This window comes from Enterobacter cloacae complex sp. IR5401 (assembly GCF_049238425.1).
Classification (GTDB): Bacteria; Pseudomonadota; Gammaproteobacteria; order Enterobacterales; family Enterobacteriaceae; genus Enterobacter; species Enterobacter hormaechei_C.
In genome coordinates this window covers 67,784-92,482 of record NZ_JBMKHN010000008.1, presented here as the reverse complement: position 1 = coordinate 92,482, position 24,699 = coordinate 67,784, and the positions used below count along the sequence as shown (strand labels likewise).

The window sequence follows — 24,699 nt, the reverse complement described above, 5'->3', positions numbered from 1 at the left end:
TCAGCACACACCCCTTGCAGGAAAAAAATGCTATGAAAAACGTTGGTTTTATCGGCTGGCGCGGTATGGTCGGCTCTGTACTCATGCAACGCATGGTTGAAGAGCGCGATTTCGACGCCATCCGCCCGGTCTTCTTCTCCACTTCCCAGCTCGGCCAGGCTGCACCGTCCTTTGGGGGTACCACAGGCACGTTGCAGGATGCTTACGACCTGGAGGCGCTGAAGGCACTCGACATTATTGTGACCTGCCAGGGCGGCGATTATACCAACGAAATCTATCCGAAGCTGCGTGAAAGCGGCTGGCAGGGCTACTGGATTGACGCGGCCTCTTCGCTTCGCATGAAAGACGATGCCATCATTATTCTCGACCCGGTTAACCAGGGCGTCATCACCGACGGCCTGAACAACGGCGTGAAAACCTTTGTTGGCGGTAACTGCACCGTCAGCCTGATGCTGATGTCTCTCGGCGGTCTGTTCGCACAGGATCTGGTGGAGTGGGTCTCCGTGGCGACCTACCAGGCGGCGTCCGGCGGTGGCGCGCGTCATATGCGCGAGCTGCTGACCCAGATGGGCCAGTTGCACCAGAGCGTCGCTGCCGAGCTGGCAGACCCGGCGTCCGCGATCCTCGATATCGAGCGTAAAGTCACTCAGCTCACCCGCAGCGGCGAGCTGCCGGTGGATAACTTCGGCGTACCGCTGGCCGGCGGCCTGATCCCGTGGATAGACAAACAGCTGGATAACGGCCAGACCCGCGAAGAGTGGAAGGGCCAGGCTGAGACCAACAAAATCCTCGGCACCGCGAACACCATTCCGGTTGACGGTCTGTGCGTGCGTATCGGCGCGCTGCGCTGCCACAGCCAGGCCTTCACCATTAAACTGAAAAAAGATGTGTCTATTCCGACCGTGGAAGAGCTGCTGGCCGCGCATAACCCGTGGGCGAAAGTGGTGCCAAACGATCGCGATATCACCATGCGCGAACTGACCCCGGCAGCCGTCACCGGCACGCTGACCACCCCGGTTGGCCGCCTGCGCAAGCTGAACATGGGGCCGGAGTACCTCTCCGCGTTCACCGTTGGCGACCAGCTTCTGTGGGGTGCCGCCGAGCCGCTGCGCCGCATGCTGCGCCAGCTGGCGTAATAATTTGTTAAACACGGGGGGTGATTGTCACCCCCTTTTTTTGCGTACTACATGGAGTAAAACGCAGATGTCTTATTTTTTATCAGGAGGACCCACGACGTTGGCTATGCTTTAAGGAAGATTTATTTCTCACCTGAGGGTAGGGCGGAGCAGAGAGGATTAACTGCACCGTTTAGGTCACATTAAAAGTCGTCCCGGAGCGCGTAAAAAGGGCGACATAAAAAAACAGGATGAATACCATGTCCGATCGTATTTCGAGAGACGTGATTAATGCGCTTATTGCGGGTCACTTTGCCGACCCCTTTTCTGTGCTAGGGATGCACCGTACAGAGGCCGGACTGGAAGTTCGTGCGCTGTTACCGGATGCAACAGAAGTGTGGGTTATCGAACCCAAAACCGGCCGCAAGGTGGGTAATCTGGAATGCCTCGACTCGCGTGGCTTCTTCTCGGGCGTCATGCCCCGCCGTAAAAATCCTTTTCGTTATCAGCTTGCCGTTATCTGGCACGGTCAGCAAAACCTGATTGACGATCCTTATAGCTTCGGCCCGCTTTTAAAAGAGATGGACGCCTGGCTGCTGTCCGAAGGGACCCATTTACGCCCTTACGAAACGCTGGGTGCCCATGCGGATACCATGGACGGTATCACCGGCACGCGTTTTGCCGTATGGGCGCCAAACGCCCAGCGCGTCTCCGTTGTCGGGCAGTTCAACTACTGGGACGGTCGTCGTCACCCCATGCGCCTGCGCCGGGAAACCGGCATCTGGGAGCTGTTTATCCCCGGCGCGCACAACGGTCAGCTCTACAAATTCGAGATGATCGATGCCAACGGCAAGCTGCGCATTAAATCTGACCCGTACGCCTTTGAGGCCGAACTGCGCCCGAATACCGCCTCGCTGATTTGCGGCCTGCCGGAGAAGGTTGTCCAGACGGAAGAGCGCAAGCAGGCTAACCGCTTTGATGCGCCGATCTCCGTCTATGAAGTGCATCTCGGCTCGTGGCGTCGCCACACCGATAACAACTTCTGGCTGAGCTATCGCGAGCTGGCGGACCAGCTGGTGCCGTACGCCAAATGGATGGGCTTTACGCACCTGGAGCTGCTGCCGATCAACGAGCACCCGTTCGACGGCAGCTGGGGCTATCAGCCAACCGGGCTGTATGCGCCTACGCGCCGCTTCGGCACGCGCGATGACTTCCGCTATTTCATCGATGCCGCGCACGCCGCCGGGCTGAACGTCATCCTCGACTGGGTGCCGGGCCACTTCCCGTCGGATGATTTTGCGCTGGCAGAGTTCGACGGCACAAAGCTTTACGAGCACAGCGACCCGCGCGAAGGCTATCACCAGGACTGGAACACGCTGATCTACAACTACGGTCGCCGTGAAGTATCGAACTACCTGGTCGGGAACGCGCTGTACTGGATCGAGCGTTTCGGCATTGATGCCCTGCGCGTCGATGCGGTGGCGTCGATGATTTACCGCGACTACAGCCGCAAAGAGGGTGAGTGGATCCCGAACGAGTATGGCGGGCGTGAAAACCTCGAAGCGATTGAGTTTCTGCGCAACACCAACCGCATCATCGGGGAGCAGGTGGAAGGTGCCGTGACCATGGCGGAAGAGTCCACCGACTTCCCGGGCGTTTCCCGTCCACCGTCAATGGGCGGACTGGGCTTCTGGTACAAGTGGAACCTCGGCTGGATGCACGACACGCTCGACTACATGAAGCTCGACCCGGTTTATCGTCAGTATCACCACGATAAGCTCACTTTCGGGCTGCTCTACAACTACACCGAAAACTTCATGCTGCCGCTGTCGCACGATGAAGTGGTGCACGGCAAGAAATCCATTCTTGACCGCATGCCGGGGGACGCGTGGCAGAAGTTTGCCAACCTGCGCGCCTACTACGGCTGGATGTTCGCCTTCCCGGGCAAAAAGCTGCTGTTTATGGGCAACGAATTTGCGCAGGGGCGCGAATGGAACCACGATACCAGCCTTGACTGGCATCTGCTGGAAGGCGCGGACAACTGGCACCACGGCGTACAGCGTCTGGTCCGTGACCTGAACCTGACCTATCGCCACCACAAAGCGCTGCACGAGCTGGACTTCGACCCGTACGGCTTTGAGTGGCTGGTGGTGGACGACCACGAGCGCTCGGTGTTTGTCTTTGCGCGCCGCGACAAGGCGGGTAACGAGATCATCGTCGCCAGCAACTTCACGCCAGTGCCGCGTGAACACTACCGCTTCGGCATTAACCAGCCGGGCAAATGGCGCGAAATTCTCAATACCGACTCCATGCACTACCACGGCAGCAATGCGGGTAACGGCGGGCTGGTGCAGAGCGATGCCATTGAAAGCCATGGCCGTCCGAACTCCCTGAGCCTGACGCTGCCGCCGCTTGGCACAATCTGGCTGGTGCGGGAGGGAGAATGACGCAGCTTACGGCAGGTAAACCCGAACCGCTCGGGGCGAGTTTTGACGGAAAGGGGGTGAACTTCACGCTCTTTTCCGCCCATGCGGAGCGGGTGGAACTCTGTGTGTTTGACGGGGAAGGTAACGAGCACCGTTACGATTTACCGGCGCGCACGGGGGATACCTGGCATGGCTACCTGGCCGGAGGACGGCCGGGGATGCACTACGGTTTTCGCGTACACGGCCCCTGGGAGCCCTCTCAGGGGCACTGGTTTAACCCGGCGAAGCTGCTGATTGACCCTTGTGCGCACCGGGTGGACGGTGAGTTTAAAGATGACCCGCTGTTCCACGTTGGCTACGGCGAACCTGACCACCGCGACAGCGCGCCCGTCGCGCCCAAAAGCGTGGTGGTGCACGATCTCTACGACTGGGAAGACGATGCCCCGCCGCGTACGCCTTGGGGCAACACCGTTATTTATGAAGCCCACGTTAAAGGGCTGACGTATCTGCACCCGTCAATTCCCAAAGAGATGCGCGGCACCTACAAAGCGCTTGGGCATCCGACGATGGTCGCGTACCTGAAGCACTTAGGGATCACCGCGCTGGAGCTGTTGCCCGTGGCGCATTTCGCCAGCGAGCCGCGGCTACAGCGTCTCGGGTTAAGCAACTACTGGGGCTACAACCCGCTGGCGTTGTTCGCCCTCGATCCGCGTTATGCGGTGAATCCTGAGAAGGCGCGGGATGAGTTTCGCGATGCGGTGAAGGCGCTTCACGCGGCGGGTATCGAGGTCATTCTGGACGTGGTGTTGAACCACAGTGCGGAAAGCGATCTTGACGGCCCGACGCTCTCACAGCGCGGAATCGATAACCGTAGCTATTATTGGATCAGGGACGACGGCGATTACGAGAACTGGACCGGGTGCGGTAACACCCTCAACCTCAGTCATCCGGCCGTTACGCATTACGCGTACGAGTGCCTGAAATACTGGGTTGAGACGTTCCACGTGGACGGTTTTCGCTTCGACCTGGCGCCAGTGATGGGGCGCACCCCGGCGTTCAGCCAGCAGGCGCCGCTGTTTGAGGCCATCAAAAACTGCCCGGTGCTTTCAAAGGTGAAGCTGATTGCGGAGCCCTGGGACATCGGCGAGGGCGGTTATCAGGTGGGGAACTTCCCGCCGCTGTTTGCCGAGTGGAACGACCACTTCCGCGATGCCGTCCGCCGCTTCTGGCTGACGCGCGATCTGTCGCTGGGGGAGTTTGCCAGTCGCTTTGCCGGCTCCAGCGATCTCTTTAAGCGTGACGGCAAACGTCCGTCGGCCACCATTAACGTGGTGACGGCGCACGACGGTTTTACGCTGCGCGACTGCGTTTGTTTCAATCAGAAACACAATGAGGCAAACGGCGAGGAGAATCGCGATGGGACTAACAATAACCATAGCTTTAACCATGGTATAGAAGGGTTAGGCGGAAGTCTGGATGTGATCGAGCGGCGACGCGCCAGCGTTCATGCGCTGCTGACGACGCTTTTGTTGTCGCAGGGCACGCCGATGCTGCTGGCGGGCGATGAGCACGGCCACAGCCAGCACGGCAACAACAACGCCTATTGCCAGGACAACACCCTGACCTGGCTCGACTGGGGAGAAGCGAACAGCGGGCTGACCCATTTCACCGCGGCGCTGATCCATCTTCGCCAGCGCATCCCCGCGCTCACCGCCGACCGCTGGTGGGAAGAGGGCGACGGCAACGTTCGCTGGCTGAATAAAGACGCGCAACCGTTAAGCGCGCAAGAGTGGCAACACGGCATACCCTGTCTGCAAATCCTGCTTTCGGATGCGTGGCTGGTGACGCTGAACGCGACGGATGACGTCGCAGAGATTGTTTTACCTGACGGGGAGTGGCGAGCCATTCCTCCCTTTGCCGGAGCGGATAATCCGGTTGTTATGGCTGTCTGGCACGGGCCTGCGCACGGAGTGTGCGTATTCCAAAGATGATAAAAAAGGAGTTAGTCATGGTTAGATTAGAGAAGAACGATCCGTTAATGTTGGCGCGCCAGCTACCATTAAAAACAGTTGCCCTGATACTCGCGGGCGGGCGTGGTACCCGTCTGAAAGATTTGACCATCAAGCGCGCTAAACCGGCCGTTCACTTTGGTGGTAAGTTCCGTATTATCGATTTTGCACTGTCAAACTGCCTGAACTCAGGCATTCGCCGTATTGGCGTCATTACCCAATATCAGTCGCACACGCTGGTGCAGCACATTCAGCGCGGCTGGTCATTCTTCAGCGAAGAGATGAACGAGTTTGTCGATCTGCTCCCGGCGCAGCAGCGCGTTCACGGGGAGAACTGGTACCGCGGCACGGCGGATGCCGTGACCCAAAACCTCGACATCATTCGCCGCTACAACGCGGAATACATCGTTATCCTCGCCGGGGACCACATCTACAAGCAAGATTACTCCCACATGCTGATCGACCACGTCGAAAAAGGGGCGCGCTGCACCGTGGCGTGCCTGCCGGTGCCTGTTGCGGAAGCAACCGCGTTTGGCGTGATGCATGTAGATGGCGACGACAAGATTATCGACTTTGTCGAAAAACCGGCGAACCCGCCAACCATGCCGGGCGACGACACCAAATCGCTCGCCAGCATGGGGATCTATGTCTTTGATGCCGATTATCTTTATGAACTGCTGGAAGAGGACGACAAAGACGAAAACTCCAGCCACGACTTCGGTAAAGACATCATCCCGAAAATTACCAAAGCTGGCATGGCGTATGCACACCCCTTCCCGCTGTCCTGCGTGCAGTCCGATCCGAATGCGGAACCTTACTGGCGCGATGTGGGAACGCTGGAAGCGTACTGGAAAGCCAACCTCGATCTTGCGTCCGTCACGCCTGAGCTGGATATGTACGACCAGAACTGGCCGATTCGCACCCATATGGAATCGCTGCCGCCGGCGAAGTTCGTCCAGGACCGCTCCGGCAGCCATGGTATGACGCTCAACTCGCTGGTCTCTGGCGGGTGCATTATCTCCGGTTCGGTGGTGGTGCAGTCCGTGCTGTTCCCGCGCGTGCGTATAAACTCATTCTGTAATATCGATTCGGCAGTCCTGCTGCCGGATGTATGGGTAGGGCGCTCATGTCGTCTGCGTCGCTGCGTTATCGACCGTGCCTGCGTCATTCCCGAAGGGATGGTGATTGGGGAAAACGCGGAAGAAGATGCGCGTCGTTTCTACCGTTCGGAAGAGGGGATCGTGTTAGTAACACGGGAAATGTTGCGGAAGCTGCAAATCAAACAGGAGCGATGATGCAGGTTTTACACGTATGTTCTGAGATGTTCCCGTTGTTAAAAACGGGCGGACTGGCGGATGTTCTTGGTGCACTACCGGCGGCGCAAATTGCCGGAGGGGTGGATACCCGCGTGTTGTTGCCCGCTTTTCCGGATATCCGGCGTGGTATTCCCGATGCAAAGGTTGTTACCCGTCGCGAGACCTTCGCGGGACGTATCACCCTGCTGTTTGGACATTACAATGGCACAGGGATTTACCTGATTGATGCCCCGCATTTATACGATCGACCCGGCAGCCCGTATCACGATACCAACCTGTACGCCTATACCGATAACGTGCTGCGCTTTGCCCTGCTCGGCTGGGTGGGGGCGGAGATGGCCGTCGGGCTGGATCCGTTCTGGCGTCCGAACGTGGTGCACGCGCACGACTGGCACGCGGGGCTGGCACCTGCGTATCTGGCGGCGAAGGGGCACCCGGCCAAATCGGTGTTTACGGTGCACAACCTGGCGTATCAGGGCATGTATTACGCGCATCATATGAATGACATCGATCTGCCATGGTCGTTCTTTAACATGCACGGGCTGGAGTTTAACGGACAGATTTCGTTTCTGAAGGCGGGTCTGTACTACGCCGACCATATCACGGCGGTCAGCCCAACCTACGCGCGTGAAATTACCCAGCCGGAGTTCGGTTACGGTATGGAAGGGCTGCTGCAACAGCGCCACCGTGAAGGTCGTCTGTCGGGCATTCTGAACGGCGTAGATGAACAGATCTGGAATCCGGAAACGGACCTCCTGCTGGCGGCGCGCTATGGTCGCGACTCCGTGGAGGACAAAGCGGAGAACAAGCGCCAGCTACAGATTGCGATGGGGCTGAAGGTCAACGACAAGGTACCGCTGTTTGCGGTGGTCAGCCGCCTGACCAGCCAGAAAGGGCTGGATCTGGTGCTGGAAGCGCTGCCGGGATTACTGGAGCAGGGTGGGCAACTGGCGCTGCTCGGCGCGGGCGACCCGGTATTGCAGGAAGGTTTCCTTGCGGCCGCGGCGGAACATCCGGGGCAGGTGGGCGTGCAGATTGGCTATCACGAAGCGTTCTCGCACCGCATCATGGGCGGCGCGGACGTGATTCTGGTGCCGAGCCGTTTCGAGCCCTGCGGCCTGACGCAGCTCTATGGTCTGAAATACGGCACGTTGCCGCTGGTACGCCGCACGGGCGGGCTGGCGGATACGGTGTCTGACAGCTCCCTGGAAAACCTGGCGGATGGTATCGCCAGCGGGTTTGTTTTCGAGGACAGTAATGCCTGGTCGCTGCTTCGGGCGATCCGGCGTGCTTTCGTCTTGTGGTCCCGTCCATCCCTGTGGCGTTACGTACAACGTCAGGCGATGTCCATGGACTTTGGCTGGCACGTTGCGGCGCAGTCCTACCGCGACCTTTATCAACGCTTGATGTAACGAGGCGAAGTTACTGATATGAATGCTCCATTTAGCTACTCTTCCCCCACGCTCAGCGTTGAGGCGTTGAAACACTCCATCGCCTATAAGCTGATGTTTACCATTGGGAAAGATCCCGTTATTGCCAACAAACATGAGTGGCTGAACGCCACGCTGTTTGCGGTGCGCGACCGTATGGTCGAACGCTGGCTGCGCTCCAACCGCGCCCAGCTTTCGCAGGAGACGCGACAGGTGTATTACCTGTCGATGGAGTTTCTGATTGGTCGCACCCTCTCCAATGCGCTGTTATCGCTCGGGATTTATGACGACGTCAAAAACGCACTGGAAGAGATGGGGCTGGATTTAGAAGAGCTGATTGACGAAGAGAACGACCCGGGGCTGGGTAACGGTGGTCTCGGGCGTCTTGCCGCCTGCTTCCTCGATTCACTGGCGACGCTGGCGCTGCCGGGGCGCGGCTACGGTATTCGCTACGACTACGGCATGTTCAAGCAGAACATCGTGGATGGCCGTCAGAAAGAGTCCCCGGACTACTGGCTGGAGTACGGTAACCCGTGGGAGTTCAAGCGCCACAACACGCGCTACAAGGTGCGTTTTGGCGGGCGTATTCAGCAGGAAGGTAAAAAATCCCGCTGGGTGGAAACCGAGGAGATCCTGGCCGTGGCCTACGACCAGATCATCCCCGGCTACGACACCGATGCGACCAATACGCTGCGCCTGTGGAACGCGCAGGCCAGTAGCGAGATCAACCTGGGTAAATTCAACCAGGGCGACTACTTCGCGGCGGTGGAAGATAAAAACCACTCTGAGAACGTGTCCCGCGTCCTGTATCCGGATGACTCGACCTACTCAGGCCGCGAGCTGCGCCTGCGTCAGGAGTATTTCCTCGTCTCGGCAACGATTCAGGATATCCTTAGCCGTCACTATCAGCTGCACAAAACCTATGCGAATCTGGCGGAAAAAACCGCTATTCACCTCAACGATACCCATCCGGTGCTGTCGATCCCTGAGCTGATGCGCCTGCTGATTGACGAGCATAAGTTCAGCTGGGATGACGCGTTTGAAGTAACCTGCCAGGTGTTCTCGTACACCAACCATACGCTGATGAGTGAAGCGCTGGAGACGTGGCCGGTGGATATGCTCGGCAAAATTCTGCCGCGCCATCTGCAAATCATCTTCGAGATCAATGACTACTTCCTCAAGACCTTGCAGGAGCAGTACCCGAACGATACCGGTCTGCTGAGCCGCGCCTCGATCATTGATGAATCCAACGGGCGTCGCGTACGCATGGCCTGGCTGGCGGTGGTGATCAGCCACAAGGTCAACGGCGTATCAGAGCTGCATTCGAACCTGATGGTGCAGTCGCTGTTTGCGGACTTCGCGAAGATCTTCCCGACGCGTTTCTGCAACGTGACCAACGGCGTCACCCCGCGCCGCTGGCTGGCGCTGGCGAACCAGCCGCTCTCCGACGTTCTGGATGAGAACATTGGCCGCACCTGGCGCACCGATTTGAGCCAGCTGAGCGAGCTTGAGCAGCACATCGATTTCCCGACGGTGAACAAAGCGGTACGGGAAGCCAAGCTGCTGAACAAGAAGCGTCTGGCGGTCTGGCTGGCGATGCATCTGAACGTGGTGGCGAACCCGAAAGCGCTGTTCGACGTGCAGATCAAACGTATCCACGAGTACAAGCGTCAGCTGATGAATGTCCTGCACGTCATTACCCACTACAACCGCATTAAGGCTGACCCGACGGCGGAGTGGGTGCCGCGTGTGAAAATCTTTGCCGGTAAGGCGGCCTCCGCGTATTACATGGCGAAGCACATCATTCATCTCATCAACGATGTGGCGAAGGTGGTGAACCACGATCCGGACATTGGCGATAAGCTGAAGGTAGTGTTTATCCCGAACTACAGCGTGAGCCTGGCGCAGCTGATCATTCCGGCGGCGGATCTCTCTGAGCAGATTTCCACGGCGGGGACGGAAGCATCCGGCACCAGCAACATGAAGTTTGCCCTGAACGGCGCGCTGACTATCGGCACGCTGGACGGCGCAAATGTCGAAATGCTGGAGCATGTGGGCGCGGAGAATATCTTTATCTTCGGGAATACGGCGGAAGAGGTGGAGGCGCTGCGCAAGCAGGGCTACTCGCCGCGTGAGTATTATGAAGAGGATGAAGAGTTACGCCAGGTGCTGACGCAAATCGCCACCGGAGTGTTTAACCCTGAGGAGCCTGGACGCTATCGTGACCTGGTGGACTCGCTGATTAACTTTGGCGATCACTATCAGGTGCTGGCGGATTACCGCAGCTACGTGGATTGTCAGGATAAGGTGGACGAACTGTACCGTCAGCAGGAGAAGTGGACCAGCACCGCGATGCATAACATCGCCAACATGGGCTACTTCTCGTCAGACAGGACCATCAAAGAGTATGCCGAGAATATCTGGCATATTGATCCGGTGCGGTTGTAAAAACAAAGCCCGGTGGCGCTGCGCTTACCGGGCCTACGGGATCGAGTAGGCCGGGTAAGGCGGAGCCGACACCCGGCTTTTTTTCAATTACGACGCCAGCGACAATTCACGCTTTCCCGCATGTTGCGCCAGCCACTGCGCCACGCGAGACTGCTGCTCGGCATTCAGCCACATCCCTTCTTTAGTACGACGCCAGATGGCATCGTCCAGACGGCGCACCCACTCGTGTTCCACCAGGTAGCGCAGCTCGGCTTCGTATAGCTCATGGCCAAAATGCTCGCCCAGATCGGCAATCTCTTTCGCGTCGCCGAGGAACAGTTCGGTGTTGCTGCCGTAGGTGCGGGCGTAGTGGCGCGCCATGCCTTCGGTAATGAACGGGAAGCGGCGACGCAGCTTCGCGGCGTAATCGTCGCGGTTATCGCCGATATCGCCGCCAGGCAGCACGGCGCCTTTCGTCCACGCCGGGCCGATGCCTTTGTAATACGGCGCCAGTTTCTCCAGCGCGTGCTCCGCCAGTTTACGGTAGGTGGTGAGCTTACCGCCAAACACGGAGAGCAGAGGCGCCTGACCGTCAACGTCGTGAATATCAAGCGTATAGTCACGGGTGATGGCCTGCGGTGAGTCAGACTCGTCATCACACAGCGGACGCACGCCGGAGTAGGTCCAGACCACGTCATCGCGCGCCAGCTGTTTCTTAAAGTGCGCGTTGTACACTTTCAACAGGTAGCTGACTTCACTCTCGTCGATCTCAACGTTTTTCGGATCGCCTTTGTACTCCACGTCGGTGGTGCCGATGATGGAGAACTCGTCCATCCACGGGATCACAAACACAATGCGCTTGTCTTCATTTTGCAGGATATAAGCCTGTTTCTGGGTATGCACGCGCGGCACCACGATGTGGCTGCCCTTAATCAGGCGGATGCCGTACGGTGAAGGCAGGTGCATGCCGTCGTCGAAGAACTGTTTCACCCACGGGCCGGTGGCATTCACCAGGCCGCGCGCTTTCCAGCTAAACTTCTCGCCGGTATCCACGTCTTCCGCTTCCACAATCCACAGGCCGTTTTCGCGGCGTGCGGCGGTGGCGCGGGTGCGGGTTTTCACCTCGCCGCCTTTCTTCTCGACCATCTGCGCGTTAGCCAGTACCAGACGCGCATCGTCCACCCAGCAGTCGGAATATTCGAAACCGCGCACGATTTCAGGCTTAAGGACCGATTCTGAGCCAAAACGCAAACCGGTTGAACCCGGCAGGCTGGTGCGTTTACCCAGATGATCGTACATAAACAGACCGATGCGGATCATCCACGCCGGACGCAGATGCGGGCGATGGGGCAGGCGGAAGCGCATCGGGATCGCCAGATGCGGGGCCATTTTCAGCAGCACTTCGCGTTCGGCCAGCGCTTCGCTGACCAGGCGGAATTCGTAGTGTTCCAGGTAGCGCAGGCCACCGTGGATCAGCTTGGAGCTGGCGGACGACGTCGCGCAGGCGAGATCGTTAGCTTCCAGCATCAGCACGGATAAACCGCGTCCTGCGGCATCAACCGCAATACCGGCACCGTTGATGCCACCGCCTATCACAATCAGATCTTTGGTTTCCATAACACCCTCATGCACTTTCGTTAAAGCTCAAAAATGTTCGATATCGCTCATAATAGCAAAGGAACGCGCTTTTGGTAACATCAAAAAAACAATTTAGAGTGATATGGATAACATAATGGCGTTTACCCGCCGCCAGGACGTACACTACGGGGTAAAATCGTGCGGTCTGATGCCCTCACCCCAGCCCTCTCCCTCCGGGAGAGGGTAGGGTGAGGGGAAAACCGCACCACACCTGAATATAAGATGAGAACACCATGGATCAGTTTGAATGTATTAACGTAGAAGAAGCCCACCAGAAGATGCACCAGGGAAAAGCGGTGCTGGTGGATATCCGCGATCCGCAGAGCTTTGCGATGGGCCACACGCCGGGCGCGTTCCATCTCACCAACGACACGCTGGGCGCGTTTATGCGCGATAACGACTTCGATACCCCGGTGATAGTGATGTGCTATCACGGCAACAGCAGTAAAGGCGCGGCGCAGTATCTGCTCCAGCAGGGTTACGAGGCGGTATACAGCGTCGATGGCGGCTTCGATGCCTGGCATCGTCATTTCCCGGCAGAAGTTGAATACGCGTTTGAGCGCTGATCCCGCTATACTGTCCCCTTTTGTGTGGAAATAAGCGACCGCTGCCCATGTTGATGATCACCTCTTTTAGCAACCCGCGCGTCGCCCAGGCGTTTGTCGACTATATGGCGACGCAGGGCATTATCCTGACTATTCAGCAGCATACACAGACGGATGTCTGGCTGGCAGACGAAAGCCAGGCTGGGCGCGTGAACGCCGAGCTGGCGCGTTTCCTGGAAAACCCGGGCGACCCGCGTTATCTGGCGGCAAGCTGGCAATCCGGCCAGACCGGCAGTGGCCTGCACTATCAACGTTTTCCGTTTCTCGCCACCCTCCGCGAGCGCGCAGGACCGTTTACGCTGCTTTTAATGGTAGCCTGCATCATCGTCTTCATTATTATGAGCGTGGTGGGTGACCAGAGCGTGATGATTGCCCTCGCATGGCCGTACGATCCCTCCCTGCAATTTGACGTCTGGCGCTACTTCACGCATGCGCTGATGCACTTCTCGGTGATGCATATCCTCTTTAACCTGCTGTGGTGGTGGTATCTCGGCGGGGCGGTGGAGAAGCGGCTCGGCAGCGGCAAGCTGATTGTGATCACCCTTATCAGCGCCCTGTTAAGCGGCTACGTGCAGCATAAATTCAGCGGTCCATGGTTCGGCGGGTTATCCGGCGTGGTGTACGCCCTGATGGGTTACGCCTGGCTCAGAGGCGAGCGCGACCCGGATAGCGGCATCTATTTACAACGTGGATTAATAACCTTTGCGTTAATATGGCTTATTGCCGGATGGTTTGATCTGTTTGGTATGTCTATCGCCAATGGTGCGCACGTTACCGGCCTGGCGGTCGGGCTGGCGATGGCGTTGGCCGATACGCTCCATGCGCGAAAGCGAACATAATTCCCAGGGATATTTCATGAAACAAACACAACGTCATGACGCCATTATCGAACTGGTAAAAAAACAGGGATACGTCAGTACTGAAGAGCTGGTGGAGCAGTTTGCCGTTAGCCCGCAAACCATCCGTCGTGACCTCAACGACCTGGCCGATCAGAACCGTATTCTGCGTCACCACGGCGGCGCCGCGCTGCCGTCCAGCTCGGTGAACACCTCATGGCATGACCGTAAGGCGACGCAAACGGCAGAGAAAGAGCGTATCGCCCGTAAAGTGGCGAGCCAGATCCCGAACGGCGCGACGCTGTTTATTGATATCGGCACCACGCCGGAAGCGGTCGCCCATGCGCTGCTGAACCACGAGAACCTCCGCGTGGTGACCAACAACCTGAACGTGGCCAACACGTTGATGCAGAAAGACGATTTCCGCATCATCCTCGCGGGCGGCGAACTGCGCAGCCGCGACGGGGGCATTATCGGCGAAGCGACGCTCGATTTTATCTCTCAGTTTCGCCTCGATTTCGGCATTCTGGGGATCAGCGGCATCGACACCGACGGCTCGCTGCTGGAGTTTGATTACCACGAGGTGCGCACCAAGCGCGCGATCATTGAGAACTCACGCCACGTAATGCTGGTGGTGGATCACTCCAAGTTTGGTCGTAACGCGATGGTGAACATGGGCAGCATCAGCATGGTGGATGCGGTTTATACTGATGTGATGCCACCGGCGGGCGTGATGCAGGTGATTAAAGATAATAATTTGCAGTTAGAGTTATGTTGAGAAGCCATTCTCCCTCTCCCTGTGGGAGAGGGCCGGGGTGAGGGCATCAGACCGCAAAGGATTTACACTCCGTACCCCATCATCTTCAACAGCTGCTGCGCATGCTGCACCGCATCCTGACGGTGCGCCACGCCCAGCTTCTGATACAGATTGCGAATGTGCGTTTTGATGGTGGTCGCCGCCACCGCCAGCTCACCGGCAATCTGCTCGTTGCTGTAGCCTGAATAGATCAGCCCCAGCACCTGCCATTCACGCTGGGTGAGCGGGCTGGTACGGATAAGCTCCGGCACTTCCGGATGGTTCAGCAGACGTTCAACAAAGTTCTCATCGAAGTGCGCAAACTTGTGGCGATGATGCTGGTTAATCTCGCGCAGAATGCGCTGGGCGCGATGCTGATCGAGTTCCGGCAGTGTGTTGAGTTGAATCAGCTGGCGCAGCTGCTGGGCCATCACTTCACCCTCAATCACAAAGTGGCTGATAAACCCGGTGCGGTTCGCCAGCTGCAACGCTTCCAGCAGTACGCGCTGGGCATCGTTTTTACGTCCTGCCTGCCAGTAAAGCTGGTTTAACAGCAGCAGGTTGCGGTTTAAATCGCTCATCAGGCGCAGGCTGCGGGCGTTTTCGTTTAACTCTTCCAGCACGATCTCGGCAGGCTCAAAGTCACCCAGCAGGATCTGCACGCGGGCAATATTGCGCCACTGGCTTTGCAGGAAGTGGTTATTGGCAAATTCCGGTTTAGGCGTGTGACGCAGCCAGTTGGCGGCGGACTTTTTATCGCCGGTCATCTGCCAGTAAATCACCCTGACCTTATCGGCGTTGGAGACCCAGTCGCTATGGTACTGTCCGTTGCCGAGCAGATTTTCCAGGCGGTTAAGGTGGTTACGGGCATTATCCAGGTCGCCGCGTGCCAGCGAGCACTGCACCAGCAGAGCCAGACACTGGAGCTGCTGCTGCGGCTGGAAGCTCGAAAGGACATTCAGACCCTGGCGGGCGCAGCTTTCTGCTTCATCCAGACGCGACCATGCCCACAGCAGCTGAGCGCGAATACGCAACAGGAACTCGTGCATCGGCAGCTGTTCCAGATGTTGTTCACGGATCAGCTGGAACGCTTTCTCCTGGTTTTCCCAGGCTGCTTGCAGAAACCCCTGAGCAAATAAAATCTCGCTTTGCTGAATCAGGCTCCACAGGGCGTAATGCCAGACATCGTGGCGGCGCGCCATCTGTTCGGTTTGCTGCATGAGTGAAAGCGAACGCGTGAGATCGCCCTTACAGTGCAGCACTTCGCCGTGTACCGAGGTGGCCACAATACGGCTGTAAAAATTCGCCAGCGGCAGCTCATCCAGCGCGACCATCGCCAGCCGTTCAGCTTCATCCGGGTCCCCGTCGTTAATCGCCACCTGTGCGCGCAGGGCGTTAAATTCGCCGTGCAGGGTGGTATCCATCTCGCTTTCCATCTCCTGCTCGGCGCGCGCCAGCAGGGTGTTCACTTCGCTGTAGCGATGCTGGCTCTGCATCAGCCAGGCCTGGAGCAGCACCAGACGCGGATTCTCCAGCAGGCTTTCCCACGGCAGCGCTTTTAACGACTCTTCCAGCAGCGTCAGTTCGCTGTGGTTGAACAGTCCCCACGCGTGGTTGAGCAGAATATCGCGCAGCATACCGGCATCCCCGGCGGCCAGCGCATGGTGGATAGCCTCGCTCGGGAAACCTTGCGCCATCCAGCTTTCGGCGGCGGCGCGGTGAATGTCAGGCAGCTCTGCGGCCAGTTCCCACTGGCAACGCTGGCGCAGGAAGCTGCCAAACAGCGGATGGTAGCTAAACCATTCGCCGTGATCGTCCATGCGCGTCAGGAACAGACCCTGACGTTCAATCTCTTCGAGCTGAAGCTGCCCGTTTTCAATGCCGGTGACGCGTACAATCAGCGCATCGTTCATGGAACGCAGCAGGGAGCTTTTCAGCAGGAAATGGCGGGTGGAGAGGTCAACGCTGTCGAGTACCTCATCCACCAGATAATCCGACAGGTGGCTGGCGTTGATGCCCGCCAGGCGGCGTGCGGACTGATGCGTCGGGCTGTTGTTTTGCCGCGCGGAGAGGGCAATCAGCTGAAGCGCCGTGGCCCAGCCGGCAACGTCATCGCACAGGCGGCTGCTTTCAGACGCCTCAATCGGAGACGTCAGACGGCAGTCAAAGAACTGCTTCGCTTCCTGATGGGTAAAGGCCAGCTGCTGACTGCCGATTTCCAGAAGCTGATCGCGCACCCGCAGGTTGGCAATGCCCAACTGCGGAAGGTTACGCGACAGGACAACCAGCGTCAGGTTTTCCGGCTGATGGCGCAGGAAGAAACGCATGGACTCGTGAATAACCGGGTTGGTGATCAGATGATAATCATCAATCACCACATACAGCGGGCGATGCCATTCGGCCAGCTCGATAAACAGCTGGGAGAAAAGAGAGGACAGGCTGGCGTACTGGCGCTTTTGCACCATCACCTCGCTGGTGACGCAGTGTCCGTTGGTCGCCTGCTGAATCGCGGCAATTAAATAGCTGGCAAAACGCTCCTGCTGGTTATCACCCTCATCCAGGGAGTACCAGCCAAGATCGCTTTTACCTGCCGCCCATTGCGAAATGAGCGTTGTTTTTCCATAACCCGCAGGACTCGTAACCAGCGCCAGTCGGAAATTATGCGCACCGGAAAGTTTAGCCAGCAGGCGCTCGCGGACCACAGTATGGTCAAGACGAACCGGGCGACTTAATTTGGACGGAATCAACATAGTTTTCACTTCACTGTGGGGAACGAGAGAATTTATTTTTTTTGCGCTTCGTAATTAATATCTATAAGTTCGGCCAATAGAGGAACTATTGCAAGTTATGTCTGGGTTTGGAGGCTCTGAATTTGCACTCTGTCACAAAACATTCTCATCACTGATGGAACTTTCCGTAAATGGCTGGATGCCGCGCTGCTTCTGGCTTGTCTGCATGACGCTCGGTTGCGCTGAAACTGGTTTCAGAAAGAGATAATGGCGGTGAAGTTAATTAACTTTGGGGAAAGTTGCATGGGCTTAATAGTGGTGCTGAATAATCCCGACGCGCGGAAATATTATTCTACGTAAGTAATCATTTCAGCGATGATTAATTTCTTCCGAAACTGCATTTCATTTCTTTGAGGTTCTTCCGGGATCGCTTTTTCCGCGAAGCGCACACTTACACAGTGGCCTCGATCACACTTTTATGCTCATCCCCGCTACTCCTCCCTGCCTAATCCCCGACAGGAGGAGGAAGAGGCGCAATGAGCCAGGCACACTAGCGCCAAATGTGTTTTCTCTCTACAGGATGCCGATTCCCTATGTCACAGCCTACTTTCAACAAAGCTCAATTTCAGGCTGCCCTGACGCGTCAGTGGCAGCGTTTTGGCCTTCATGCTGCAAACGAGATGACGCCTCACCAGTGGTGGCAGGCGGTGAGCGGGGCGCTCGCAGAACAGCTGGACGCTCAGCCTGTGGCGAAGCCTGTGAAAGGCCAGCGTCACGTCAACTACATTTCGATGGAGTTCCTGATTGGCCGTCTGACGGGTAACAATCTGCTGAACCTTGGCTGGTATCAGGAGGTCGGTGACGTGCTGAAAGAACACGACATCAACCTGACCGATCTGCTGGAAGAAGAGGTTGACCCGGCGCTGGGTAACGGCGGTCTGGGACGTCTGGCAGCCTGCTTCCTGGATTCCATGGCAACGGTGGGCCAGTCGGCGATTGGCTATGGCCTGAACTATCAGTACGGCCTGTTCCGTCAGTCATTTGCCGACGGCCATCAGATGGAAGCGCCGGACGACTGGCACCGCAATACCTATCCGTGGTTCCGCCACAACGCGCAGCTGGATGTGCAGGTCGGGATTGGCGGGAAAGTCACGAAGCAGGGACTCTGGGAACCGGCGTTCACCATTACCGGTGAAGCCTGGGACCTGCCGGTACTCGGCTACCGTAACGGCGTGGCGCAGCCGCTGCGTCTGTGGCAGGCGAAGCACGCGCATCCGTTTAACCTGACCAAATTCAACGACGGTGACTTCCTGCGCGCCGAGCAGCAGGGGATCGACGCCGAGAAGCTGACCAAAGTCCTCTATCCAAACGATAATCATCTGGCGGGTAAAAAGCTGCGTCTGATGCAGCAGTACTTCCAGTGCGCCTGCTCCGTGGCGGACATTCTGCGTCGACACCACCTGGCGGGCCGCAAGCTGGCTCAACTGCCGGACTTCGAAGTTATTCAGCTTAACGACACGCATCCGACCATTGCCATCCCGGAACTGCTGCGCGTGCTGATCGACGAGCATCAGCTGAGCTGGGACGACGCCTGGGCCATCACCAGCCGCACCTTCGCCTACACCAACCACACCCTGATGCCGGAAGCGCTGGAGTGCTGGGATGAGAAGCTGGTGAAAACGCTGCTGCCGCGCCATATGCAGATCATCAATAAGATTAACGACCAGTTCAAAACGCTGGTGGAGAAAACCTGGCCGGGTGACAAAGCCGTCTGGGCGAAGCTGGCGGTGGTTCACGATAAGCAGGTACGCATGGCGAACATGTGCGTAGTAAGCGGCTTTGCGGTGAACGGCGTGGCGGCGCTGCACTCGGATCTGGTGGTCAAAGATCTGTTCCCGGAATACCACCAGCTGTGGCCGACCAAATTCCACAACGTGACCAACGGCATTACGCCGCGTCGCTGGATCAAGCAGTGCAACCCGCTGCTGGCTGGCCTGCTGGACAAGACCCTGAAGAAAGAGTGGGCCAACGACCTGGACCAGCTCATCAACCTGGAAAAACAGGCCGACAACGCGAAGTTCCGCGAGCAGTACCGCGCCATTAAGCTGGAGAACAAGGTTCGTCTGGCTGAGTTCGTGAAAATGCGCACCGGGATTGAGATCAACCCGAATGCGATTTTCGATATCCAGATCAAACGTCTGCACGAGTACAAACGTCAGCACCTGAACCTGCTGCACATTCTGGCGCTGTATAAAGAGATCCGCGAGAATCCACAGGCCGACCGCGTTCCGCGCGTGTTCCTGTTCGGTGCGAAAGCGGCGCCGGGCTACTACCTGGCGAAAAACATTATCCTCGCCATTAATAAAGTGGCGGCGGCGATCAACAACGATCCGAAAGTGGGCGATAAGCTGAAGGTGGTGTTCCTGCCGGACTACTGCGTTTCTGCGGCTGAAATGCTGATCCCGGCGGCGGATATTTCCGAGCAGATCTCTACCGCCGGTAAAGAAGCGTCCGGTACCGGCAACATGAAGCTGGCCCTGAACGGTGCGCTGACCGTCGGCACGCTGGACGGTGCGAACGTCGAAATTGCCGAGAAGGTCGGCGAAGAGAACATCTTTATCTTCGGCCATACTGTTGAAGAAGTGAAAGCCATCAAAGCCAAAGGGTACGACCCGGTGAAATGGCGTAAAAAAGACAAAGTGCTGGATGCGGTGCTCAAAGAGCTGGAAAGCGGGAAGTACAGCGACGGCGACAAGCACGCGTTTGACCAGATGCTGCACAGCATGGACAAACAGGGCGGCGACCCGTACCTGGTGATGGCTGACTTCTCGGCTTATGTTGAAGCGCAGAAGCAGGTCGACGTGCTGTATCGCGACCAGGATGCCTGGACCCGCGCGTGTATCCTGAACACCGCGCGCTGCGGTATGTTCAGCTCTGACCGCTCAATCCGTGATTATCAGGCTCGTATCTGGCAGGCAAAACGCTAAGGAAGCGCGATGGAGAGTAAACGTCTGGACAGTGCCGCGCAGGCGGCGGGAATTAGCCTCAGTTACATCAATGCGCACGGCAAACCGCAGTCTATTGGTGCGGACACCAAAAGACGTTTGCTGGATGCCATGCACAAAACCGACGCGAAAGCGTCGGGTGCGCCGGTACCGAACGTGAAGGTCTTTACCGCGGGCAAAAAGATGCCGCTGGCGGTGGAAGGGCGCGGCGAGTTCAGCTGGCTGCTCACCACCGAAGAGGGGCATCAGCACAAAGGCCATGCCACAGGCGGCAAAACCCTTAACCTTCCGGCGAAGCTGCCGGAGGGCTACCACACGCTTACGCTTACCCGGGACGACCAGCGTTTTCACTGTCGGGTGATCGTGGCGCCAAAGCGTTGCTATGAGCCGCAGGCGCTGCTTGAAGGCAAAAAGCTGTGGGGCGCCTGCGTGCAGCTCTATACCCTGCGTTCGGACAGTAACTGGGGCATTGGCGATTTTGGCGACCTGAAAAAGATGCTGGCATCCGTGGGCGAGCGCGGCGGCGCGTTCATCGGCCTCAACCCGATCCACGCCCTCTATCCGGCCAACCCGGAAAGCGCCAGCCCGTACAGCCCGTCGTCCCGTCGCTGGCTGAACGTGATTTATATCGACGTTAACGCGTTAGACGATTTCAAAAACAGCAAAGAGGCGCAGGCGTGGTGGAAGCTTGAGACCACCCAACAGATGCTGAAACAGGCCCGCGATGCGGACTGGGTCGATTATGCCTCCGTGACCGCGCTGAAAATGGCGGCGCTGCGTCTGGCATGGAAGGGCTTTGCGAAGCGTGACGACGAGCAGATGGCAGCCTTCCGCCAGTTTGTGATGCAGGAAGGCGAGAGCCTTTACTGGCAGGCGGCGTTTGATGCGCTGCATGCGTATCAGGTCCAGGAGGATGAGATGCGCTGGGGCTGGCCGGTGTGGCCGGAAGCGTATCAGTCCGTGGATACCCCGGAAGTGAAGGCGTTCTGTGAGACGCATGCCGACGAGGTGGATTTCTATCTCTGGTTGCAGTGGCTGGCGTACAGCCAGTTTGCCGCCTGCTGGCAGGTGAGCCAGGGCTATAACATGCCGATCGGGCTGTATCGCGATCTGGCCGTCGGCGTGGCGGAAGGCGGGGCGGAAACCTGGTGTGACCGCGAGCTTTACTGCCTGAATGCTTCGGTGGGTGCGCCGCCGGATATTCTGGGCCCGCTTGGTCAGAACTGGGGCTTACCGCCAATGGATCCGCACGTGATGGCGGCGCGTGCCTACGAGCCGTTTATCGACCTGCTGCGCGCTAACATGCAGAACTGCGGCGCGTTGCGTATCGACCACGTGATGTCCGTGCTGCGCCTGTGGTGGATCCCGTACGGTGAAACGGCTGACCACGGGGCGTACGTGCAATATCCGGTGGACGATTTGCTCTCAATCCTCGCGCTGGAGAGTAAACGTCATCAGTGCATGGTGATTGGCGAAGATCTCGGAACCGTGCCGGTGGAAATTGTCAGTAAGCTCCGCGACAGCGGCGTCTACTCCTACAAAGTGCTGTATTTTGAAAACGACCATGAGAAAACCTTCCGCGCGCCGAAAGCGTACCCTGAACAGTCAATGGCAGTCGCGACGACGCATGATCTTCCTACGCTCAGAGGCTACTGGGAAAGCGGCGACCTGACGCTCGGCAAAACGTTAGGTCTCTACCCGGATGAAGAGGTTCTGCGCGGGTTGTATCAGGATCGCGAGCTGGCGAAACAGGGGCTGCTGGACGCGCTGCATAAGCATGGCTGTCTGCCGAAGCGCGCCGGGCATAAGGCGTCGCTGATGTCGATGACGCCAACGCTTAATCGTGGCTTACAGCGCTATATTGCCGACAGCAACAGCGCATTGCTCGGTCTGCAACCGGAAGACTGGATTGATATGGCGGAGCCGGTAAACATCCCCGGCACCAGCTATCAATACAAAAACTGGCGACGCAAACTGTCCACCACGCTTGAGGCGATGTTTGCCGATGATGGGGTGAACAGGCTGATTAAGGATTTGGACAAGCACAGAAGAGCGGTGGGTAATAAGCGGTAGTTTCACCCTCACCCTAACCCTCTCCCAGAGGGAGAGGGAATAGAATGTAGGCCGGGTAAGCGTCAGCGCTACCCGGCTTTTTTACATCAAACCACCATATTCAACAGCAGCACACCGACCAGACCGCACACCGAAATAATGGTTTCCAGCGCGGACCAGGACTTGATGGTTTCACCGATGGTCAGGTTGAAGTACTCCTTGAACAGCCAGAAGCCCGGATCGTTCACGTGGGAGAAAATCACGCTGCCCGAACCGACCGCGATAACCATCAGTTCAGGGCTGACGCCCGTCGTGGCAATCAGCGGTGCCACGATGCCGCCTGCGGTAATCGCCGCAACGGTCGCAGAGCCCAGCGCAATACGCAGAACGGCGGCGATAGACCACGCCATCAGCAGCGGCGATACGTTGGTTTCATGCATCATGGCAGCGATGTATTTATCCACGCCGCTGTCGACCAGCACCTGCTTGAACGCGCCGCCGCCGCCGATGATCAGCAGCATCATGGCGATGATTTTGATGGAAGAGGTCAGCGTGTCGTTGATCTGATCCATGGAGCGACCGCGGTTAAGACCGAAGGTAAACATCGCAATCAATACCGCAATCAGCGTTGCCATTACCGGGTCGCCCAGGAACTCCGCAACGGACAGGAACGCGTGACCTTTCGGCAGAACCATCTCTGCTATGGCACGCATCGCCATCAGGATCACCGGTACCAGTGAGGTCCAGACGCTGACGCCAAAGCCTGGCATCTCTTCTTCAGTAAAGGTTTTGGCGCTGTACAGCCCTTCCGGGATAGGCTTATCGATGCCTTTCAGGAAGCGCGCATACACCGGGCCTGCCAGAATCACCGTCGGGATCGCCAGAATCGTACCGAACAGCAGGGTTTTACCCATATCGGCGTGGAAGATGGTGGCGATAGCCGTTGGACCCGGGTGCGGCGGCAGGAAACCGTGGGTGACGGACAGCGCCGCAGCCATCGGCACGCCCACGAACAGCAGCGGGATGTTGGCGGCAGCGGCGATGGTGAACACCAGCGGCAGCATCAGGACGAAGCCCACTTCATAGAACAGTGCGAAACCGACGGTAAAACCGGTTAACACCACCGCCCACTGGATGTGCTGCTTGCCAAATTTATCGATAAGGGTAGTGGCAATACGCTGCGCGCCACCGCAGTCCGCGAGCATTTTACCGAGCATGGCGCCGAAGCCCATGATCAGCGCCAGGCTGCCGAGCGTACCGCCGACACCGGCTTTAATGGAGCTGATAACTTTAACCAGCGGCATTCCCTGCATCAGACCGACTGCCAGTGCCACCAGAACCAGAGCGATAAATCCGTTCATTTTGAAGCGGATCATCAAGAGCAGTAATAACACAACACCGATAGCGACGATGACTAATGGCATGATTGACCTGGCCTTTGAATTGTTATGGGTAACGTCATTGTTTCAACGACAAATTCCGGTTGTCCCAACTGGGAACAGAGTGTTAACGGCACTCATACTGATGCCTGCGAAAACGTTAAGTTTAGTCGGCTGTTATAAGGGTGTTGAGTGCCCACGAGAATGATACGGGTAACATGATGTGATTGAGAATCACCCAGGGAGGCAAAATTTGAATTATGAGACGCAGGTCAACATATAGAGGGGGAGGCAAGAAAATGTAGGCCCGGTAAGCGCAGCGCCACCGGGCAATACAGACGGGCACTGAATCAGTAGTAGGAGTGCTCGCCGCGCTGGTGCTCTGTCAGATCGCGCACGCCTTTCAGTTCCGGGAATTCGTTCAGCAGCTGCTTCTCGATCCCTTCTTTCAGGGTGACATCGACCATGGAGCAGCCGTTACAGCCGCCGCCGAATTGCAGGATTGCCAGACCATCTTCGGTGATTTCCATCAGGGAAACACGTCCCCCGTGGCCGGCCAGCTGCGGGTTGATCTGCGATTGCAGCAGATATTCCACACGCTCCATCAGCGGGGCATCGTCAGAGACTTTACGCATTTTCGCGTTCGGTGCCTTCAGCGTCAGCTGAGAACCCAGCTGGTCGGTGACGAAATCAATCTCCGCATCTTCAAGATACGGCGCGCTCAGCTCATCAACGTACGCGGTGAGCTGTTCAAATTTAAGGGCAGTGTCAGTTGCTTCCACGGCATCCGGAGGACAATAAGAGACACCACATTCTGCATTCGGAGTGCCTGGATTGATCACAAACACGCGGATCTGCGTCCCTTCTTCCTGATTTGCCAGCAGTTTGGCAAAGTGCGCTTGTGCAGAATCGGAAATACGGATCATAGCTTTGGCC

15 protein-coding genes are annotated in these 24,699 nt (G+C 57.6%); 11 read left to right on the top strand and 4 right to left on the bottom strand.

The window, feature by feature from the left end:
• The first annotated feature begins 32 nt into the window (after positions 1 to 32).
• The 6 genes from asd to glgP all read left to right on the top strand — a co-directional run bounded on the left by asd (position 33) and on the right by glgP (position 10,744).
• Positions 33 to 1,136, top strand: a complete 1,104-nt coding sequence (gene asd / locus ACOTX1_RS13770) for an aspartate-semialdehyde dehydrogenase (RefSeq protein ID WP_003861575.1) — start codon at positions 33 to 35, stop codon at positions 1,134 to 1,136.
• Between the two features lie 239 nt (positions 1,137 to 1,375).
• Complete coding sequence (gene glgB / locus ACOTX1_RS13765; RefSeq protein WP_023314968.1) at positions 1,376 to 3,562, top strand: 1,4-alpha-glucan branching enzyme; 2,187 nt, start codon at positions 1,376 to 1,378, stop codon at positions 3,560 to 3,562.
• Positions 3,559 to 5,532: a glycogen debranching protein GlgX gene (gene glgX / locus ACOTX1_RS13760; RefSeq protein WP_023314967.1), complete on the top strand. Its 1,974-nt coding sequence runs from the start codon at positions 3,559 to 3,561 to the stop codon at positions 5,530 to 5,532. The genes glgB and glgX overlap by 4 nt, the downstream gene beginning before the upstream one ends.
• A gap of 17 nt (positions 5,533 to 5,549) precedes the next feature.
• The gene (gene glgC / locus ACOTX1_RS13755; RefSeq protein WP_003861582.1) at positions 5,550 to 6,845 is read left to right on the top strand and encodes a glucose-1-phosphate adenylyltransferase; all 1,296 of its coding nucleotides are present in this window, start codon (positions 5,550 to 5,552) and stop codon (positions 6,843 to 6,845) included.
• Complete coding sequence (glgA, locus tag ACOTX1_RS13750) at positions 6,845 to 8,278, top strand: glycogen synthase GlgA (RefSeq protein WP_003861584.1); 1,434 nt, start codon at positions 6,845 to 6,847, stop codon at positions 8,276 to 8,278. Before glgC ends, glgA begins: the two co-directional genes overlap by 1 nt.
• An 18-nt stretch (positions 8,279 to 8,296) precedes the next feature.
• A complete protein-coding gene (glgP, locus tag ACOTX1_RS13745) occupies positions 8,297 to 10,744 on the top strand; it encodes a glycogen phosphorylase (RefSeq protein ID WP_023314966.1) in 2,448 nt (815 codons plus the stop codon).
• Between the two features lie 87 nt (positions 10,745 to 10,831).
• Here the strand turns inward: glgP and glpD are convergent, their stop codons facing one another.
• Positions 10,832 to 12,340 carry a glycerol-3-phosphate dehydrogenase gene (glpD, locus tag ACOTX1_RS13740; RefSeq protein ID WP_023314965.1) on the bottom strand — a complete coding sequence of 503 codons (1,509 nt, stop codon included), beginning with the start codon at positions 12,338 to 12,340 and terminating at the stop codon, positions 10,832 to 10,834.
• Positions 12,341 to 12,594: 254 nt separating this feature from the next.
• Between glpD and glpE the strand changes: the two genes are divergently transcribed.
• From glpE to ACOTX1_RS13725, 3 genes are read left to right on the top strand one after another with little or no spacing between them, the layout of a single operon-like run.
• A complete protein-coding gene (gene glpE, locus ACOTX1_RS13735) occupies positions 12,595 to 12,927 on the top strand; it encodes a thiosulfate sulfurtransferase GlpE (RefSeq protein ID WP_023314964.1) in 333 nt (110 codons plus the stop codon).
• A 47-nt stretch (positions 12,928 to 12,974) separates the two neighbouring features.
• Positions 12,975 to 13,805 carry a rhomboid family intramembrane serine protease GlpG gene (gene glpG, locus ACOTX1_RS13730; protein ID WP_003861592.1) on the top strand — a complete coding sequence of 277 codons (831 nt, stop codon included), beginning with the start codon at positions 12,975 to 12,977 and terminating at the stop codon, positions 13,803 to 13,805.
• Between the two features lie 16 nt (positions 13,806 to 13,821).
• Complete coding sequence (locus ACOTX1_RS13725; protein ID WP_003861593.1) at positions 13,822 to 14,580, top strand: DeoR/GlpR family transcriptional regulator; 759 nt, start codon at positions 13,822 to 13,824, stop codon at positions 14,578 to 14,580.
• Positions 14,581 to 14,642: 62 nt separating this feature from the next.
• Here ACOTX1_RS13725 and malT read toward each other — a convergent pair whose 3' ends face one another.
• A complete protein-coding gene (malT, locus tag ACOTX1_RS13720) occupies positions 14,643 to 17,348 on the bottom strand; it encodes an HTH-type transcriptional regulator MalT (protein WP_003861595.1) in 2,706 nt (901 codons plus the stop codon).
• Positions 17,349 to 17,920: 572 nt separating this feature from the next.
• On the opposite strand from malT, the gene malP reads away from it, so the two are divergent.
• Together malP and malQ are read left to right on the top strand one after the other, a co-directional pair.
• Positions 17,921 to 20,314: a maltodextrin phosphorylase gene (malP, locus tag ACOTX1_RS13715; protein WP_023314963.1), complete on the top strand. Its 2,394-nt coding sequence runs from the start codon at positions 17,921 to 17,923 to the stop codon at positions 20,312 to 20,314.
• Positions 20,315 to 20,323: 9 nt separating this feature from the next.
• Entirely contained in the window at positions 20,324 to 22,405 is a 2,082-nt protein-coding gene (malQ, locus tag ACOTX1_RS13710; RefSeq protein ID WP_023314962.1) for a 4-alpha-glucanotransferase, read from the top strand.
• Positions 22,406 to 22,491: 86 nt separating this feature from the next.
• Here the strand turns inward: malQ and gntT are convergent, their stop codons facing one another.
• Positions 22,492 to 23,808 (bottom strand): gluconate transporter, encoded by a 1,317-nt coding sequence (gene gntT, locus ACOTX1_RS13705; protein ID WP_003861600.1) that lies wholly within the window; start codon positions 23,806 to 23,808, stop codon positions 22,492 to 22,494.
• 305 nt (positions 23,809 to 24,113) lie between these two features.
• Positions 24,114 to 24,689: a Fe-S biogenesis protein NfuA gene (gene nfuA / locus ACOTX1_RS13700; RefSeq protein WP_003861601.1), complete on the bottom strand. Its 576-nt coding sequence runs from the start codon at positions 24,687 to 24,689 to the stop codon at positions 24,114 to 24,116.
• Positions 24,690 to 24,699 lie beyond the last annotated feature (10 nt).